The following is a 17,070-nucleotide window of genomic DNA, read 5'->3' as shown; positions in this document are numbered from 1 at the left end:
ATCGTAGGCCCCGCTCGTGCGCCAGACGGTGTGCCAGGTCGGGCCGGCCGGCGAGCCCGGCGTCGGCGACCCGGCCGGCCGGCACGGCGGACATCCGGTAGATCCCGACCTGCGATGTGCTGTGCTGCGAGCTCATGCGTTCCACCACGGTCTCGCCGACGACGCCACCAGCTCTGGTGATCTCGATCGCGCGTCCGGCGCGGGCGTCGGTGATCAGGACGTTGCCGTTGTCCAGCAGCTCCGAGCCGCCCGCGACGGGGGAGAAGAACGACTCGCCGGGCCGCGTGCCGTACTGCCAGACGATGGACCGCGTCACCGGGTCGAGCTCCAGGACGCGGGAACGACCGATCGCGTATCCGTTGTCGAAGACGAGGATGTTCCCGTTGGGCAGCATCGAGGGCTGGTGCTGGCGCGACACGTGGCCGGGGCCCCACCACCATCGCACCTGCGCCGTCTCCAGGGACAACACGGCGATCAGGTTGAGATTGCGCACCGAGACCAGCACGTCGCCGGCCTGCCAGAGGCCTTGAGGGTGCTCTTGCAGCACCTCGAGGGCATTGGCGTGCAAGACGTCACACGGCCATCCGGTCAGTTCATGGAGGTGGCGCAGGGCGGTGAACCGGTCGAGGGCACCGATCTCGGCGAACATCTCGGCGCCCGGAGCTCGGGAGCCCGGTGACGGGGTGCTGACACCTTCTCCGTTGCGGCGATAGGCGATCTCGTTGTCGATCAGGTGCCGCAGTTCCGGTCGGGTGACGAGCAGTTCGTAGAGGGAGTGCACCGCGACCGGCTGCCCGTCCGGGTCCAGGACGGTCACCGTGTCGTCGAGGATCACATGCTCGGTCCCTCCCCATGGGACCAGGCGTGGCTGCTGGGCAAGGACGTGGACCATGCCGCCCGCGTCGACGTCGACGTCGTGGTGCGCGGCGATCGCTGCCCGCCAGATGATCCGGGACTCGCGGTCGAGCTTGAGCAGGGATCGCCGGGGCACGGTGACGAACAGGCCGCCGTCCGGAGCCAGCTCGACATGGTTCCACCCGCGAAGGTAGGTCGGTGGGTTCGTGGCGGGATCGAGCTGATCTGTCGCGTTGCTCCAGACGTGGACGCACCGGGCCCGGCCGTCCAGGAGGCAGGCGATCGGTTCCGGATACGACGACGAGGGTGAGAAGAGGAAGTACCGCGGCGCGTCGGTGTGGCTCGGCTGGCTCACTGTGATCTCCCCAAGAATCCGGTCCCCGTACATCGAGATCCGTAACTTTGAACACAGTCGCAAAGTTTCTAGAAGCGGTCAACTGTTAAATCAGCACCACGACAGGCCACTGTCGAGATTTCTTTGATTCTTTGTTCAACTTGGGAGACCGCAGCGGCCAGCGGCCCGCCGGGATGAGGAGGTAGGGGCCGGTCACGGTGTGCTGACGGTCATGGCCGGGCGTTTCGCCCGCAGTTGCGACAAGCCCAGCACGGCGATGAGGAGGCCGGCGGCGCCGGCGATCAGGGGCACGACATAGCCGGTGGAGGGGCCGTGCCAGTCGACGACCATGCCGCTGACGGAGGATCCCGCGGCGACGCCGGCGGTGAGGCCGGTCGTCATCCAGGTGAGTCCTTCGTTGAGACGCTGCTCCGGGACCGTGGACTGGATCAGCGCCGAGGTTGTGGCCAGGGTCGGGGCGACCGCCGTCCCGGCCAGCAACAGCGCGAGCGTCACCGTGAGCATGTCACCGACCAGCAGCAGCGGGAGCATGGTCAGTTCGAGCAGGGCGAGGCAGAGAACGAACCGGGTGCTGAGTGCCGAGGTCAGCCGGCGGGCGCCGAACACGATGCCGGAGATTGCCGAACCGACGGCGAAGGCGGCCAGGGCCCAGCTGGCGGCGACGGTGTTGCCGCGGTCTTCACCGAATGCCAGAGTGACCACCTCGAGCGACCCGAAGATGACCCCGGTGGCCAGCATCGAGATGATGATCACGGGTAGGCCGGTCACCAGGAACACTGCTCCGCCACCGGCGGGTGTGCCCGTGCTGATGGCGGGTTCGGTGCTGCGCTGCGCGGTCAGCGCAACGACGCCGGCGCCCAGCAGCAAGGTGGACAAGAGCACCCCTGCCTCGGGAAACACCACCGTCGCCAGTGTGATGGACAGGATCGGCCCGACCACGAAGCAGAGTTCGTCGAGGACCGCTTCGAGGCTGTATGCGATGTGCAACTGGCCGGGCTGGTCCCGGCAGGCGGCGGCCCAGCGGGTCCGGACCATCGCGCCGACGTTGGGCGCGACGCCACAGACTGCCGCGGCGGCCAACAGTGCCCAGCTGGGCGCGTTTGTCCGGTTGCACACGATGACGGCGATCATGGCGAGAATCGCTGCCGCCGCGGCGGGGAGCGCCACCCGGCGTTGGCCGTGCCGGTCGATCCACCGCGCGACGACGGGACCGAAGACGCCTCCGGCCAGGGCCAGCGCCGCGGCGGCGGCTCCGGCCAGGGCGTACGAGCCGCGGGTGACGGCGATCATCGTGACGATCCCGATGCCGGTCATGGAAACCGGGATGCGGGCAACGAATCCCGCGGCGGAGAAGCCGATCGCGCCGGGAGTCGCGAACAGATGCCGGTAGGCGGAAAGCATCAGCTGTCCGTCAGGCGGTCACGCCGGCGCGTGCGGTGACGGTCGCCGCATGCGCCGGGAAGCCTTCGTGGACGGCGAATGCGGTGATGGTCGGGGCCAGGCGTTCGAACGCCTGCCGGGTGAGGCCGGCCACGGCGGTCCGGGTGAGATACGTCGCCGCCGTCACGCCACTGCAGGTTCGCGCGAACCCCGACGTCGGTAGCGTGGCGGGCGTGCCGATGGCGAAGTTCGACGCCGCGAACGGCGTCCACTGACCCAGCAGGATCGTTCCGGCATGGGCCATGGCGCTCACGTGGCGGTCCGGGTCGGCGACGGCGAGCTGCACGTGTTCGGGCGCGTAATTGTTGGCGATCGCGATCGCCTGGGCAATGGTGTCGACCCGGATGATGCCGCCGTTGCGGGTGATCGACGTCCAGGCGTAGCCCCGCCGCGGTTCCGGCAGCTCCTGGAGCTGGCGGACGACCTCGGTGGCGGCGGCGGCCAGGACGGCGGCGTCGAGGCCGATGAGCACGGCCGAGGAGTCGGCGCCGTGTTCCGCTTCGTTGAGCAGGTCGGCGGCGAGCAGCCCGGGGTCCGCGCCGGCGTCACTGATGATCAGGGAGTCGCTGGGGCCGTAGCCGACCTCGATCAGGCAGCCGGCACGCTGTGCTTCCAGCTGCGCGGCGACGACGGCGGGGCTTCCGGGACCGACGATCTTGTCGACGCGGGCGATGGTGGCGGTGCCGTGGGCCAGTGCTCCGATGCCGGCGGGCCCGTTGCAGCGGTAGACCTCGGTGATGCCGAGTTCCGCGGCGGCGAAGAGCACAGCAGGGTCGATCGCGCCACCGGTGCCTGGGGTGGGAGGCACCATCACCACGATCTCCTCCACGCCGGCGACAACGGCGGGCACCGCGATCTGGACCAGCACCGACGGGAAGGACCCCTTGCCGGACGGTACGAACAGACCTACCCGCCGCATCGGTGCAGCCGTCTCGCCGATGCGGACACCGTCGCGCTCGGCACTCCAGAAGTGCCGTTCCCGGACGATTTCGTTGAACGCGCGAACCTGGGCGATGCTGACCCGGATCGCCTCCTTGACTGCGGGGGAGAGCACCGCGCAGGCGTGGTCGGTCTCGCTACGGCTGACGCGCAGCTCGGACGATGTGACGTCGACGCCGTCGAATCGTCGCAGCGCGTCGACGAGCGCGTCGTCGCCGCGTTTGCGGACGTCTTCAATGAGGTCGGCGATGTTCTCTCGCAGCGCGGTGGGCAGCGTGAGCGGGCCGGGGGAGTCCCCGCGCCGCAGGACCCGGTTGCGTTCGGCTTCCGGCGCTGTCGCCCAGTCCAGTACCGGGATGGACTCGATGATCGTCATCGTCTTCCTCGCGTGTCGTCGAGGCGGCTACGGCGAAGTCGCCGGGCACGCGCGTGGGTGGGTGCAGCGTCTTCGAGTGGAGCGGCCGACGGAGCTGCATCGCCAAAGTTTGCACAAGTGTTCAGAATCAATGTGAGGCTGTCAAGCTGAGGCGCCCCGTTCAAGGAAGCAAGAAGTCCTGATGAGTGAAAAATCTGATGTCCTGATCAAACAAAGCCAGGACACCGGGGGCTGAACGGCCTCGCCGGGGCGCGGCTGCCGGCCGGCGTTGACGCAACCGGCGGCAGATCCCATACGCTGCTGCTGAGCGGCGTACCGTCATGCACGCTGCCGTGACCGCTCGATGCGGAGCGGTCACTCTTCAGGAGGACGTTTCGATATGCCGCCGCGCGCACGTTCCGCCCAGCGTAAGCAGAACCTCATCCGTGCCGCCGAGGCGGCCATCGCGGAGCTGAGCCTGTCCCGGCTGACCATTCGCGACATCGCCGCGCACGCCGCGGTGTCGCCCGGTTCGGTGCTGTACCACTACCCGGAGACCAAGGATCTGGTCTATGACCTGCACCAGGATCTCGTGGACCGCTATGTCGAACAGCGCATGGCCGCGGTGGCCGACGTCAAAGGGCCGCCGCACCGGATCCTGGGCGCGTTCCGGTCCGGGCTTCCGGCCGGCCCGGACGACCAGGTGTGCCGGGTGCTCTACGAACTGCACGGCCTCGCGCTGCGCAGCAAGCAGCATGCGTCGCTCATGACGTCTCTGTGGGACCGCGAGGTGATGCTCTTCGAGTCGCTGATCACGGCGGGCATGGACACCGGGGACTTCTCCCCGCAGCTGTCGACCCGCGAGATCGCCACGTCACTGCTGGCCATGGAGGACGGTCTGGGGCTGCACCTGGTCAGCGGCAATGCCAGGGTCACCCATGCCGGGGCCCTGAGAGTGCTCGCTGCCCACGCCGGCGCCGTCCTGCACTACGACTTCCTGCCGTTGCTCTGAGGCGGCCGGCGCCGCGGTCACCACGACGATGTCGTCAGGCACCACTGTGCCGGACAGCCACGGCTGTCGCTCTTCGCACAGCGACCTCAGGGTGGCCGCCGGCTGCGGAGCAACCACGGACACGTGGGCGCGTAGCCTGCCCGGCTCGACGTCGGTCTCCACCCGGCAGGCGTTGACGCCGGGCAGCTCACGCAGCATGTTCTCCACCGCCACGACATCGACGGCCGTCCCGCTGTGGTGGCCACGCCAGAGCAGCCTGTCCTCGGTGAGCCGGGCCACCGGAGCCGAACGAACGGCCAGCTCGGGATCGGCGCAGAGCAGGCGGAGGATCAGGAGCAGATCCCCCAGCACATCCCCGACCGCCCGGCGGGACGTGACCGGCCGCCGGGCCGACACGCGCAGCGAGATCACGTCCTGTTCCTGCCAGACGGATACCGCCAGGTCGGCCTTGGCCGACGGTGGGTCGATGCGGACGTCTTCCTGCCACTGCCGGGTGTCGTCGCGGTCCGCGGCGTCGATCGTCGGACCGGAGACGTCGGAAGCGACGTAGTTGACCTCGAAAGCCGGTTGGAAGATCGCCCCGCGCCGGCTGACCACGTCGTTCACCTGGGCGAGGAGGCCGTTGACGTCGTACATGCCTCGCTCGTAGGCCGACAGCGCAGCGTCGAAGACGACCTCGGCCCGCTGGGCGAAGGTGTCCGACGGCCGGCCCGCGACGGGGCAGAAGACGGCCGTGGCCAGCTGGGTCACCACGGAGAAGTCCTGTTCGTCGTACCGGTTGGCGTTCGTCGTCCGGAACACCTGCCGGTCGGTTCCGGTCAGCCGGGAGACCAAGGCACTGGTCGCTGTCACCCACAGCACGTACGGGGTGACGCGCAGGCTGCCGCAGGCCTTGCCGACCTCACGGGCCAACTCGGTGGTGAGCGTCTTCTCGGCTACCGCAACCGCTTCGACCCGGTGGCGCACGACGGCCGAGTAGGTGCACGAGCGTGGCGCGCCGCGCAGGGCCTCGCGCCAGTAGCCGGTGTTCGCTCGTGTCCGGGCGGCAGCCGGCTCGGCGGCATAGCCGCCGGCCTGGGCAGGACCAGGGGACAGCTGACGGCCGGCGAGCAGGTCTGCGAGTTCGCGGACGAGGACCTGCTGGGCGAGGGCGTCGGCGAAAACGTGCGAGACGGACAACCGGACCGCCTGCACCGCCTCACCGTCGGCCCAGGTCGTGACCGACAGTGCGTGCTCGGTGGGGTCCACCCGCGCCGGATGCAGCGATCCGGCCCACGCTGCGAGAGACTGCCCGGCCGGCAGTTTTTCGACGGTCCAGCTGAGCCGGGCGATGGCGTGGTCGGCGGCAAGCACTTCCTGCTGGAAGGCATCGTGCGTGGCGTCGGCCGCCAGCCGGCTGCGCAGGCCCTCATGCCGGTGGACGAGCGCCTCGACGGCGGTCCGTACCTGGGCCGGCGTCCAGCTGCCGGTCGTGGTGTGGACCACCGGCAGGGTTTTGTCGGGTCGCTCCTCCGCGGACCAGTTGCGCAGGTTCCGCTGCTGCGCCACGTTCATGGTGAAGGTGCGTTCGATGCGGGGCATGGCTGTCCTCTACGGGTGTCGTCGGACGGGGTCAGAGGCGGGCGAGCACCACTGAGGCGTCGTCATGGGTCTTGGTGGCGAACCCGGTTGACGCCGCGGCGCGTTCCGCCTGGCGTACCGCGTGCACCGTGGCCTGGGGCCCTTTGTCGTCCAGGTGGTCGAGCAGCTGCCTCCAGGACCACCCGAAGTAGTCGACGAGCCGGGTGATGCCGTCGGTCAGCAGCGCGAAGCGGCGCACGTCGCTGACCGCCTTCGACCCGGTCAGGGCGTGATCGGCTGCCTCCGGCCGGGTGGAGGCGATCCAGAATCCGTCCGCGGTGTTGCGGTAGCGGCTCAGTGTCTCCCGGTCGAACGCCGGCAGCCGGTCGACGCGGTCGTCCACGACGATCGAGATCTGGGCGGTGTGGTCCTCGAACACCACGGGTGAGTCGGTCAGTACCAGGTAGTCGATCCGGCCGTCGCGCAGCCGGGTGATGGACACGGTGCTGGAGGGGCTGTCCGGCAGAGTGAGGTCGCAGGTGTGCGCGTGGGCGGCGCACGTGTCCGCGATGCCGGTGCGTAGTGCCTCCTGCAGCGGCTGGTCCGGCCGGCTGTCGAGACGGTGGGCGATGTGTGTGGCCAGCCGCGCGACGTACCAGGCGACGTCGTGCACACATCCGGTGGGTAGTCCGTTGGCGGTGGCCCCGTCGAGCACGATGCAGTACCAGGACGACGTGAGCACGTAGTCGTCGTTGACTGCACCGGGTGCCGGCACGGACATCTGCGTCAGGTTCATCGGGCGCCTTCGGTCGTCGGCGTGGTCATGCGTCGGATGCCGGTCATGAATGCCTCCACCAGCTCCTGCGCGCTCGTTCGCGGCACGACTGTCTCGTCGAAGGCGAGCCGCCCGCGCAGGACGTCCCGCCCGGGGAACAACTCCAGAGTCACATCGCACTGGCTCTGCAGCGGCTCGACGTCGATCGGCTGGACGTCGACGCCGCGGATGTGCCAGCGCGGCGAGCCGTAGTTCTGCCAGACGAACTGGACGTCGAACAGTCGGCTGCCGCGGCGGGGCCCCGTGCGGCAGCGGCCCGTCAGGTCGTGCAGCGCGACATCGCGGTGGCGTAGCGCGGTGTCCCAGGCCTGCGCAGTGCCCTGGATCTCCGCCCGCCGGCTCTCGTCGTCGAACGGCACGGCCAGGGTGTGCACGAAGCAGCCGATGGTCGCGAAGCTGGATGGCAGGTCACGTCCGCTGTCCGGCACGCCCACGCAGAACGACCGGGCGCCGGACGCGTCTCGTACGGCTGTTGCGAAGGTGTCGAGGGCAACGACGAACGGGGTCACCTGATGCCGGTGGGCGACCCGGGTCAGGGCTGCCGCGCCGGCCGGGTCGAGGGCGAAGCGGATCGCCTGGTAGCGGCCCGAGCGCGGGCCAGGCGTCGGCCAGCGCACGTCGTGGGTGCGGGAGAGGCGCTCCACCCACGCCGAGATTTCCTGATCGGCACCCGTGGTCGCCGGCAGCCCTGTGAGGGAGTGGTATGCGGCGACGTCGGTCAGGTGCTCGCCGTTCATCAGCCGGCTGATCTCGTCGGCGATCAGTACCTCGCTGTGGCCGTCGACGACGGCGTGGTGCGCGACCAGCATCAGGGTCGCCCCGTGACGGTCGAGGTGGATCTCGGCAGCAAGGAGCGGGCCGTCGTGCAGGTCGATCTCCGCGGCCAGCCGAACCGTGACGCCCTGGACGTCCGTGCTCGCGGGCTGGTCGGACGGCGGCTTCACGCGCAGGGACAGAGCCGCCGTCACCGGCAGCGGGACAGGCACCGGCTCTCCGTCGGGGTTTTCCTGGATCGCGGTGTGCAGGGCGTCGTGCCGGCCGACGAGCGTGCGCAGCGCCCGGGAGAGTCCGACCGCCTCGCGCAGGCCGGTGAGGCGGTATGCGAAGGCGACCAGGTTCGCGGCCCGGCGTTCGGGCCGGATCTGATCGTCCAGCCAGAACGCTGTCCGGCTCTGGCCGAGCGATCCGGCCGGAGTCGGCAGGTCATGGCCGGAGGTCGTCGTCCGGGGTGCGGCGACGATCGCGGAGGGTGTGCGCAGCCGGAGGACATCCTTGACCCCGATGTCCAGGCCGTGGTGCTCCGATGCCTGGTGCGCGAGCCGGATCGCGGTCAGCGAGTCCAGGCCGTCCGCCACCAGGTCGTGCTCGGGCGTCAGGTCGGGCACACCCAGCAACTTCCCGGCCAGCCGCGCCAGCGTCCACGCGTCGGTGGTGGCGGCGCCGCCGGCCCGCTGCCGGTCGGGGGATCGCTCGGCGAACGGGTGGGGCAGCGCGGCGTGGTCGAGCTTGCCCGTGGGGCCGATCGGCAGGGCCGGCAGTCCGACGATCCGCGACGGCACCAGGTGTTGCGGGAGCGTCCCGGCCAGGTGCTCGACCAGGGCGTCATGGTGTGGGTCCTCGCCGGCCCGCCGGGCGACCACGTACGCCACGAGCACTTTCGTGGTGCCTCGCGCGACGGCGGTAACCACGCACCGGGCGATCGAGCTGTGCGCCAGCACGGCGGCCTCGACCTCGGCGGGGTCCACCCGATTGCCGCGGATCTTGACCTGGCGATCGGCGCGCCCGACGAACATGAGGTTCCCGTCCGGGGACCAGATGCCGAGATCGCCGGTCAGGTAGACCCGGCGGGGCGGGCCGTCGCCGACGCGTACGGTCGGGAACCGTCGCTCGTTGTCCTCGGCGGCGGCTCCGACATAGCCGAGACCGAGACCGTCGCCGGCCACGGCGATCTCGCCGGGTTCGTTCGTGCCGGCCTGCCGGTAGCCGCCGCCGTCGACGGCGCGCAGCAGGAGGATCTCGGTGGCGGGCAGGGGACGACCGACCGGAATGCCCAGAGGATTGTCACAATCGGCGTCGACGATGGTGTGTGTCGTCACGAACACGCTGGTCTCCACCGGGCCGTACCCGTTGGCCAGCGACACCTCGGGGTGCCGGCGCAGGAACCGTCGGACATGTGGCGGGGACAGTCGTTCGCCGCCCGTGAGGACCTCCGCGATGCCGGAGAACGCGTCGATCTCCTCGTCCACCAGCAGGTTGAAGACCGAGGAGGTGAGCCAGGCGGTGGTGACTCCCGCGCGGATCGCCCGGCGTAGTTCGGCCGGTCCGAGATGGTCGCCGTCCAGCAGCTCGACCGTGCCGCCGTGCAGCAGTGGGAACCACAGTTCGAGGGTGAAGGCGTCCCAGGGCAGAGCCGCCGCGCACAGCATGGTCAAGCCTGGGCGTACGCGTGGGTGCCGTGGTGCCAGCAGCGTCCGGAAGACTGCACGGTGCGTGGTCAGCGCCGCCTTGGGCCGGCCGGTGCTGCCGGAGGTGTAGTAGACGCAGAATCCGGCGTCGAGGCGTACGGGGTCCGGCGAGCCGGGCGGTCGGGGAGCCGCGGCCGGGGCCGCATCGAGACGCATAGTGTCCGGCAGGCCGTCGACGGGGCCGCTGTATTCGTCGACAAGAACTATCGTGGCACCGATGTCCGCGACGATCTCCGCCTTCCGAGCGGCCGGCCACTGCGGATCGATGATGCAGTAGGCGGCCCGGCCGACCAGCACACCCAGCAGCGCGCAGGCCAGCGCCGGTGAGCGCGGCAGGCATACCGCGACGATGTCATTTTCTTTGATCCCGCGTTCAATTAGCTGGTCGGCAACGCGCCGTGCCCCGGCTGTGAGCTGCCCATAGCTGAGCGTCTGGTCACCCTGGCGGACCGCGAGCGCAGCCGGCTGCCGCGCCGCCGCCTCGAAGATCGCCATATCGATGCTGAGCTGCGGATACTTCATGCCTTCCGGTCGTTGGCGAGCGGTGGTGGCGGTGGCCGGCAGTGCAGGTTCGTTGTGCACGAAGTCCCCTCGAGCGGTTGGGCACACGACGGTGAGTGAGGATCATGTCCCTTGACAGTGAGGGATCCTAACTGAACACTTGTGCAGAATCGAGGGTGTTGCGATGGTCTACGCATCGACCATCATGGGCAGCCCGAGCCACATCCGCGTCCCTTGACGTCTGGAGAAAACGTGCGCCAACCGATGTCCGCGCCGCCTCACCATCCGCGGCCGACGCCTTCCGAGGACGCTCCGCTGTCGGTGATGCAGCGGCGGCTCTGGATCTTCGAGCGCCTGCATCCCGGCACGGCCGTCTACAACATCTGCGTCGCGATCCGCCTGGACGGACCGATCGATCCGGCGACGTTGCAGCGCGCCCTCGACGAGGTCGTGGCTCGCCACGACGCCCTGCGTACCAGGATCGACATCCGCGACGGTGAGCCTCGTCTGCACGTCTCGGCCGCGGCGCGGGTGCTGCTGCGGACCCCGCAGCTCGGAACGGATCCGGCGGCGACACAGGTCAGCGCCTTCATCGACGCGGAGGCGATGAAGCCGTTCGACCTTGCCGCTGCGCCGCTGCTCCGAGCTGTTCTCATCCGCCTCGGCGCCGCCGAGCACGTACTCGTCCTCACGGCGCACCACATCGTCTCCGACGGCTGGTCGTTCGACGTCCTGCTGCGCGACCTGGGCGTCGCCTACCAAGCCGCGCAGACCGGCGCACCAGGCGACCTGGGCGAGGCCGCACCGCGGTACATCGACTTCGCTCGCCGGCAAGGATCCGAGCGCTCGGGCGACGACCGGTCCGCCCAGCTGTCCTACTGGCTGGATCGGCTGAGGGCGCCCCGCTCCGTCCTGGAGCTGGCGGCCGACCGGCCCCGGCCCGAGGTTCCGGCCTTCCACGGCCGCCGCGCCACCATCCTGGTCGACCGGAACTCCAGCGACGCGGTGATCGCGCTCGGCCGCCGCCACCGGGCCTCACCGTTCATGACGTTCCTGTCCGTCTTCGCCGCGCTGCTGCACCGGTGGACCGGGCAGCCCGATCTGATCATCGGCAGCCCGGTGTCCGGCCGCACCGAGCCTTCCCTGCAGAACGTCGTGGGGTTCTTCGTCAACACTCTGCCGCTGCGCATCGAAGTGTCCGGTGATCCCACCTTCGCCGAGCTGCTCGCCCGGGTCCGGCAGACGCAACTCGACGCCTACACCCGCCAGGACGTCAGGCTCGAGGAACTGGTGGAGCAGCTCAAACCGGAACGGCGGCTCAACCGCAACCCGTTGTTCGACGTCATGTTCAACTTCATCAACCGGCCGGCCGCGGCGCCGGCACTCGGCGCGGCATCCGGCACGTTCCTCGAGGTCGCGGCGTGCGCGCCGCAGTGCGACCTGAACGTGGTCATGCAGCAGGAGGCGCAGGGGTACGCGTTGCGTATCGAGTACGACCAGGACCTGTTCGACCACGTCCGCATCGAGCGGTTCGCCGCGCATTTCCAGCAGCTGCTCACCGATGTCGTACGCGATCCCGAGCTGACCGTCTCCCGGCTGCCGATGATCCCGGCCGAGGAACATGCCCGGCACCAGCGCTGGAACGCCACCGGCCACCAGTTCCCCCAGGACGCCACCCTCGACAGCCTGTTCCACGATCAGGCAGTACGCACCCCTGACGCAACGGCGATCATCCACGGTGACGCCGGCCTGACCTACGCCGAGGTGGACCGGCTCGCCGGCCTCGCCGCAGCCGCGCTGCGCCGGCGCCTTCCCGCCACCGGCGGCCTTGTCGGCATCTGCCTCGAACGGTCGGCCGACCTGCTCGTCGCGGTCCTGGCGGTCAGCCGCGCAGGCGCCGCGTACGTGCCGCTGGACCCGAACTATCCGCGCGAGCGACTCGCCGCGATGCTGCAGGACAGCGGTGCACCGGTCGTGCTGACCAGCCGCGCCGTCGGCGACCGGCTGCCACCGAGCAGCGCCGCCACCGTGTACATCGCCGACATCACCGGCGCCGCGCCGGAGACCCCACCCGGCGATGACCGGCCGGCGCACAACGCCGAGGCGACGGCGTACGTCATCTACACCTCCGGATCGACCGGGCGCCCGAAGGGTGTCATGGTGCCGCACCGCGGCGTGGTCAACCTGCTCTTCTCCGTCGCCGAACTCATCAGGTTGCGGCCCGACGACCGGCTGCTCGCGGTGACCTCACTGTCGTTCGACATCTCCGTACTCGAACTGTTCTGTCCGATGCTGACCGGCGCCTGCGTCGTCGTCGCCGACGAGGAGCAGGTCCGCAGCGGTGAGCTGTTGGACGCGGCGATTCGCCGGCATGCGATCACCGTCATGCAGGCCACGCCGAGCACGTGGCGACTGCTGCTGGCCACCGACCCGGAACCGGCCCGGCTCCGGGTGCTGTGCGGTGGTGAGGCCTTTCCGCCCGACCTGGTTCCCGGCCTGCTGCGCTACGCGGCGACGGTGTTCAACGTCTACGGGCCGACCGAGACGACCATCTGGTCAACCGCACACCAGGTCACCGCCGCTGACGTGAGCGTGCCGATCGGCCGGCCCCTGTGGAACACCACGACGTTCATCCTCGACGCCGCCATGCAGGCAGTGCCGGTCGGTGTCACCGGCGAGCTCTATCTCGGCGGCGCCGGCGTGACCGCCGGATACCTGAACCGTCCGGAGCTGACCCGTCAGCGGTTCGTCCCCGACCCGTTCGGGGCGCCCGGCGCCCGTCTCTACCGGACGGGAGACCTCGCCCGATACCGCGAGGACGGCACCATCGACTATCACGGCCGAACCGATCATCAGGTCAAACTGCGCGGTCACCGCATCGAACCCGGAGAGATCGAGGCCGCGCTGCGCGCCGATCGGTCCATCGCGCAGGCGGTCGTTGTGGTCCGCGAGGACCTGCCCGGACTTCAGCAACTCGTGGCGTACCTGGTCGCCGGGCGTGGGGCCACCGTCGGATCCGGCGCCGAGCTGCGCTCGCGCCTGTCGCAGTCCCTTCCGGACTACATGGTGCCGTCGGCCTACGTGACGCTGAACGCGTTGCCGCTGACACCGAACGGCAAGCTCGACCGGGCCGCGCTCCCGCCGGTGCAGCCGGACGGACAGCCGGAGGGGGACTCCGCGGCACCGGCCACCCCCACCGAGAAGGTGATCGCCGGCATCTGGTGTGCGGCTCTGGGCCGGACCGGCCTCGGGGCCGGCGAGAACTTCTTCGCCATCGGCGGGCACTCCCTGCTGGCCATCCGGCTCATCCAACAGGTCAACGACCGGCTCAATGTGCGCCTGAGCAGCCGTGAAGCTTTCCGGTCACCCACCGTGCGCGAACTCGCCCGGGTCATCGACGACGTGAGCGCGTCGGCCGACAGGAAGGGAAACCCCAGCTGATGTCCGCCCAGACAGCTGCGACGACAGTGCTGGACCTCTACGACGCCCAAGTTCGCCGCAACCCCGGGGCGACCGCGGTCAGTGACAACGCGCATCACCTGACGTACGCCGACCTGACCGACCGCGCCGACCGGCTGGCGAGCCGCCTGCGCGCGCGGGGAGTCGGCGCCGAGTCCCTCGTCGGGATCTGCCTGCCCCGATCCGTCGACATGGTCGTCGCGGTCCTCGCTGTCCTGAAGGCCGGCGGCGCCTATCTGCCGCTGGATCCGGAGTCGACAACGGATCGGCTGGCCCTGGTCTGCGCCGACGCCGGGTTGACCACCGTGCTGACCCACCACGAGCTGGGCGCGCGGGTGCTCAGCGACATCCCGGACGTCACCCTCCTGCGCCTCGACGCGGACCAGGACGAGATCGACGACCTCAACGGTACGGACGACACCCCGCAGCGCCCCGCCGCCGGTGATCTCGCGTACGTCATATACACCTCTGGTTCGACCGGCCGCCCGAAGGGAGTGGCGGTCCAGCACGACAACCTGCTGGCCTCCACCGAGGCGCGTTTTGACTTCTACCGCGAGCCGGTGCGGGCCTTCCTGCTGCTGTCCCCGCTGGCGTTCGACTCGTCAGTCGCCGGGTTGTTCTGGACGCTGTGCACCGGCGGGCAACTCGTCATTCCGCCGGACGGGTACTGGCACGACCTCGACCGCCTGTGCGCCTTCCTGAATGAGGCGCGAATCTCCCACCTGCTGTGCGTACCGTCGTTGCACAGCGCCCTGCTCGACGCGCTGGAGCCACTCAGCGAGGAGGACCGGCCCGCACTGGGCGTCGTCATCGTCGCCGGCGAGAAATGTCCTGCCCGACTGCCCGCCCGTCACCGCTCCCTGCTGCCGAACACCCGGATCGTCAACGAGTACGGACCGACCGAGGCATCGGTGTGGGCGACCGCCTACGACGCCACCGACGTGCCGCACGGCACCACGGTGCCGATCGGCCGTGCCGTCGCCCACGTCACCGTGCACGTCGTGGACGCCGACCTGGTCCCGGTCCCGGACGGCACGCCGGGAGAGATCCTCATCGGCGGTCCGGGCGTCGCCCGTGGCTACCTGCGACGCGACGAACTGACCCACGAGCGTTTCCTCGCCGATCACCTCGGCGCCGGCCCACGAGGGCGGCTCTACCGCACGGGCGACCTGGCCCGGGTGAACGTCGACGGTGTCCTCGAGTTCATCGGCCGGGCGGACAACCAGGTCAAGATCCGCGGCTATCGCGTTGAGCCCGATGAGGTGGAGCACGTCATCGCCAACCGCCCGGAGATCGACGAAGTAGCCGTCGTGCCCGACGGTGAGGGCGAGCACACCCGGCTCATCGCTTACGTGGTGCGCCGGGACGCGGCAACCGCGAGTGTCGAGGACCACGGTTCCGTACAGCTGCGTGAGCACCTCGCGAAGGCCTTGCCGGCGTATCTCGTGCCGGCGCTGGTGGTCACGCTGCCCTCCATGCCGCGCACGACCAACGGCAAGACCGACCGGTCGGCACTGGCTGCGACGCGGGTGAGCCTCGCCGCCGATGACCAGCCACTGCTACGCGACGCCGAAGCCGCCATCGCCGGGATCTGGGAGGACGTCCTGGGTGTGGCGGCCGGATCGCTGCGCGGCGACGAGAACTTCTTCGACCTCGGCGGCAACTCGTTGCTGCTGCTCAAGGTGCGGCGAAGAGTCGAGGTGGCCCGCGGCCGCGCCGTGTCCGTGGCCGAGCTGTTCGCCCATCCGACGGTACGCAGCCTCGCCCGGTTGGTGAGCGGCGAGACCGACGGGGCAGCGGCCGGTGGGGAGTCCGCGCGTTCGCGTCAAGGCAACCGCGGCCGCCGGCTGATCGCCCGACAGTCCTGAACGACCGAACACGGGGAGCCCTTTCGTGACCACCACCAAGCCGGAGCCGGCCGTCCATCCGGACGACAACGAGCCGCAGCTGGATGGCATCGCTGTCATCGGGATGGCCGCCAGTCTGCCCGGCGCCGACGGCATCGAGCAGTACTGGCAGAACCTGCGATCCGGTGCCGACAGCATCACCCGGTACCGCAGGCAGGACCTGCTGGCCGCGGGACTGGCCGAGCACGTGCTCGACGACCCGGGATATGTCGCCGCGTTCGGTCGGATCGACGACGCGGAATGCTTCGACGCCGGCCTGTTCGAGATGACGCCGCGCGAGGCCGCGCTGACCGACCCCCAGCACCGCCTGATGTTGCAGTGCGCGTGGAGTGCTCTGGAACACGCGTCGTGTGATCCGCAGCGATTCGGCGGGCTGATCGGGTTGTTCGCCAGTGCCAGCGCCAACACCTATGTGGCGGCGATGGGCGCCAACGCCGATCAGGTGGACCCCTTCCAGCTGGCGATCGGCAACGAGAAGGACTTCCTCGCCACCCGGGTCGCCTACAAGCTCAACCTGCGGGGGCCGGCCCTGACGGTGCAGACGGCATGTTCTTCGTCGCTCGTGGCCGTGCACATGGCCTGCGAGTCGCTGCACAGCGGCGAGAGCGACATCGCGCTGGCCGGAGGAGTTTCGCTCACCTATCCACTGGCCGGCGGCTACCGCTATCAGCCCGGCGGTGTGCTGTCGCAGGACGGTACCTGCCGGCCGTTCGATGCCGCAGCCGCCGGCACCGTGCCGGGCAACGGTGTCGGCGTCGTCGTGCTCCGGCGCCTCGCCGACGCCCTCGCCAACGGTGACACGATCCATGCGGTGATCCGCGGGTCCGCGGTCAACAACGATGGCTCCGGCAAGATGGGCTACACCGCACCGTCCTCGGCCGGTCAGGCCGAGGTCATCAGTGCGGCACTGGCCGTCGCGGGCGTCACCGGCGACTCGATCGGCTTCGTCGAGACCCACGGTACGGGCACCCCACTCGGTGATCCCATCGAGATCGCCGCACTCACGCAGGCCTACGGTCACGGCGCGCCGCGCAGCTGTGCGCTGGGGGCGGTCAAAGCCGGCATCGGCCATCTCGATGTGGCCTCCGGTATCGCCGGTTTCCTCAAAGCCGTGCTCGTCCTGGCCCACGGCGAGATCCCGCCGCACCCGGCCTTTCGCCGCCCCAATGCCGACCTCGGCCTCGACGACGGGCCCTTCTTCGTCAACACCGAGCTGATCCCGTGGACCTCCGGGTCGACCCCGCGCCGCGCCGCTGTCAGCTCTTTCGGTATCGGCGGCACCAACGCGCACGTCATCGTCGAACAAGCACCCGCCCGCCCGGCGGCCGTGGGCCCGGCCGGCCGGCACCAGCTGCGGCTGTCCGCCGCGACACCGGAGGCGCTGGCC

At 70.0% G+C, this 17,070-nt stretch carries 9 protein-coding genes and 1 pseudogene; 4 read left to right on the top strand and 6 right to left on the bottom strand.

Annotated features, from left to right (window positions below):
• The 3 genes from AB0C29_RS07955 to hisD all read right to left on the bottom strand — a co-directional run.
• The coding region (locus AB0C29_RS07955; protein WP_360816817.1) for an arylsulfotransferase family protein at positions 1-1,210 on the bottom strand (1,210 nt) is incomplete at its 3' end.
• A 192-nt stretch (positions 1,211-1,402) separates the two neighbouring features.
• Complete coding sequence (locus tag AB0C29_RS07950) at positions 1,403-2,611, bottom strand: MFS transporter (protein WP_360816814.1); 1,209 nt, start codon at positions 2,609-2,611, stop codon at positions 1,403-1,405.
• Between the two features lie 10 nt (positions 2,612-2,621).
• A complete protein-coding gene (gene hisD / locus AB0C29_RS07945; RefSeq protein ID WP_360816811.1) occupies positions 2,622-3,965 on the bottom strand; it encodes a histidinol dehydrogenase in 1,344 nt (447 codons plus the stop codon).
• Positions 3,966-4,344: 379 nt separating this feature from the next.
• Here hisD and AB0C29_RS07940 point away from each other — a divergent pair, with 379 nt between their 5' ends.
• Complete coding sequence (locus AB0C29_RS07940) at positions 4,345-4,956, top strand: TetR family transcriptional regulator C-terminal domain-containing protein (protein ID WP_360816809.1); 612 nt, start codon at positions 4,345-4,347, stop codon at positions 4,954-4,956.
• Between the two features lie 288 nt (positions 4,957-5,244).
• Here the strand turns inward: AB0C29_RS07940 and AB0C29_RS07935 are convergent.
• From AB0C29_RS07935 to AB0C29_RS07925, 3 genes and pseudogenes are all read right to left on the bottom strand, one after another.
• Positions 5,245-6,510 (bottom strand): annotated as a pseudogene (locus AB0C29_RS07935) (condensation domain-containing protein); the annotation flags it as partial.
• Between the two features lie 58 nt (positions 6,511-6,568).
• Positions 6,569-7,312 carry a protein phosphatase 2C domain-containing protein gene (locus AB0C29_RS07930; protein WP_360816806.1) on the bottom strand — a complete coding sequence of 248 codons (744 nt, stop codon included), beginning with the start codon at positions 7,310-7,312 and terminating at the stop codon, positions 6,569-6,571.
• Complete coding sequence (locus AB0C29_RS07925) at positions 7,309-10,398, bottom strand: AMP-binding protein (RefSeq protein WP_360816803.1); 3,090 nt, start codon at positions 10,396-10,398, stop codon at positions 7,309-7,311. The genes AB0C29_RS07930 and AB0C29_RS07925 overlap by 4 nt, the downstream gene beginning before the upstream one ends.
• Positions 10,399-10,581: 183 nt before the next feature.
• Here AB0C29_RS07925 and AB0C29_RS07920 point away from each other — a divergent pair, with 183 nt between their 5' ends.
• The 3 genes from AB0C29_RS07920 to AB0C29_RS07910 all read left to right on the top strand — a co-directional run.
• Positions 10,582-13,758: an amino acid adenylation domain-containing protein gene (locus tag AB0C29_RS07920; RefSeq protein WP_360816800.1), complete on the top strand. Its 3,177-nt coding sequence runs from the start codon at positions 10,582-10,584 to the stop codon at positions 13,756-13,758.
• Positions 13,758-15,644 (top strand): non-ribosomal peptide synthetase, encoded by a 1,887-nt coding sequence (locus AB0C29_RS07915; RefSeq protein WP_360816797.1) that lies wholly within the window; start codon positions 13,758-13,760, stop codon positions 15,642-15,644. Before AB0C29_RS07920 ends, AB0C29_RS07915 begins: the two co-directional genes overlap by 1 nt.
• A 25-nt stretch (positions 15,645-15,669) precedes the next feature.
• The coding region (locus AB0C29_RS07910) for a polyketide synthase (protein WP_360816794.1) at positions 15,670-17,070 on the top strand (1,401 nt) is incomplete at its 3' end.

Origin of the sequence: Actinoplanes sp. NPDC048791 (assembly GCF_040650095.1) — a bacterium.
Classification (GTDB): Bacteria; Actinomycetota; Actinomycetes; order Mycobacteriales; family Micromonosporaceae; genus Actinoplanes.
Note: the sequence above shows the minus strand (reverse complement) of the source record. Positions and strands in the feature narration are given on the sequence as shown.

What these genes read in the sequence shown, in the direction of transcription:
- AB0C29_RS07940 (WP_360816809.1), top strand. Translation starts at nt 4,345, where the DNA reads ATGCCGCCGCGCGCACGTTCCGCCCAGCGTAAGCAGAACCTCATCCGT.
- AB0C29_RS07915 (WP_360816797.1), top strand. Translation starts at nt 13,758, where the DNA reads ATGTCCGCCCAGACAGCTGCGACGACAGTGCTGGACCTCTACGACGCC.
- AB0C29_RS07920 (WP_360816800.1), top strand. Translation starts at nt 10,582, where the DNA reads ATGTCCGCGCCGCCTCACCATCCGCGGCCGACGCCTTCCGAGGACGCT.
- AB0C29_RS07930 (WP_360816806.1), bottom strand. Translation starts at nt 7,312, where the DNA reads ATGAACCTGACGCAGATGTCCGTGCCGGCACCCGGTGCAGTCAACGAC.
- hisD (WP_360816811.1), bottom strand. Translation starts at nt 3,965, where the DNA reads ATGACGATCATCGAGTCCATCCCGGTACTGGACTGGGCGACAGCGCCG.
- AB0C29_RS07950 (WP_360816814.1), bottom strand. Translation starts at nt 2,611, where the DNA reads ATGCTTTCCGCCTACCGGCATCTGTTCGCGACTCCCGGCGCGATCGGC.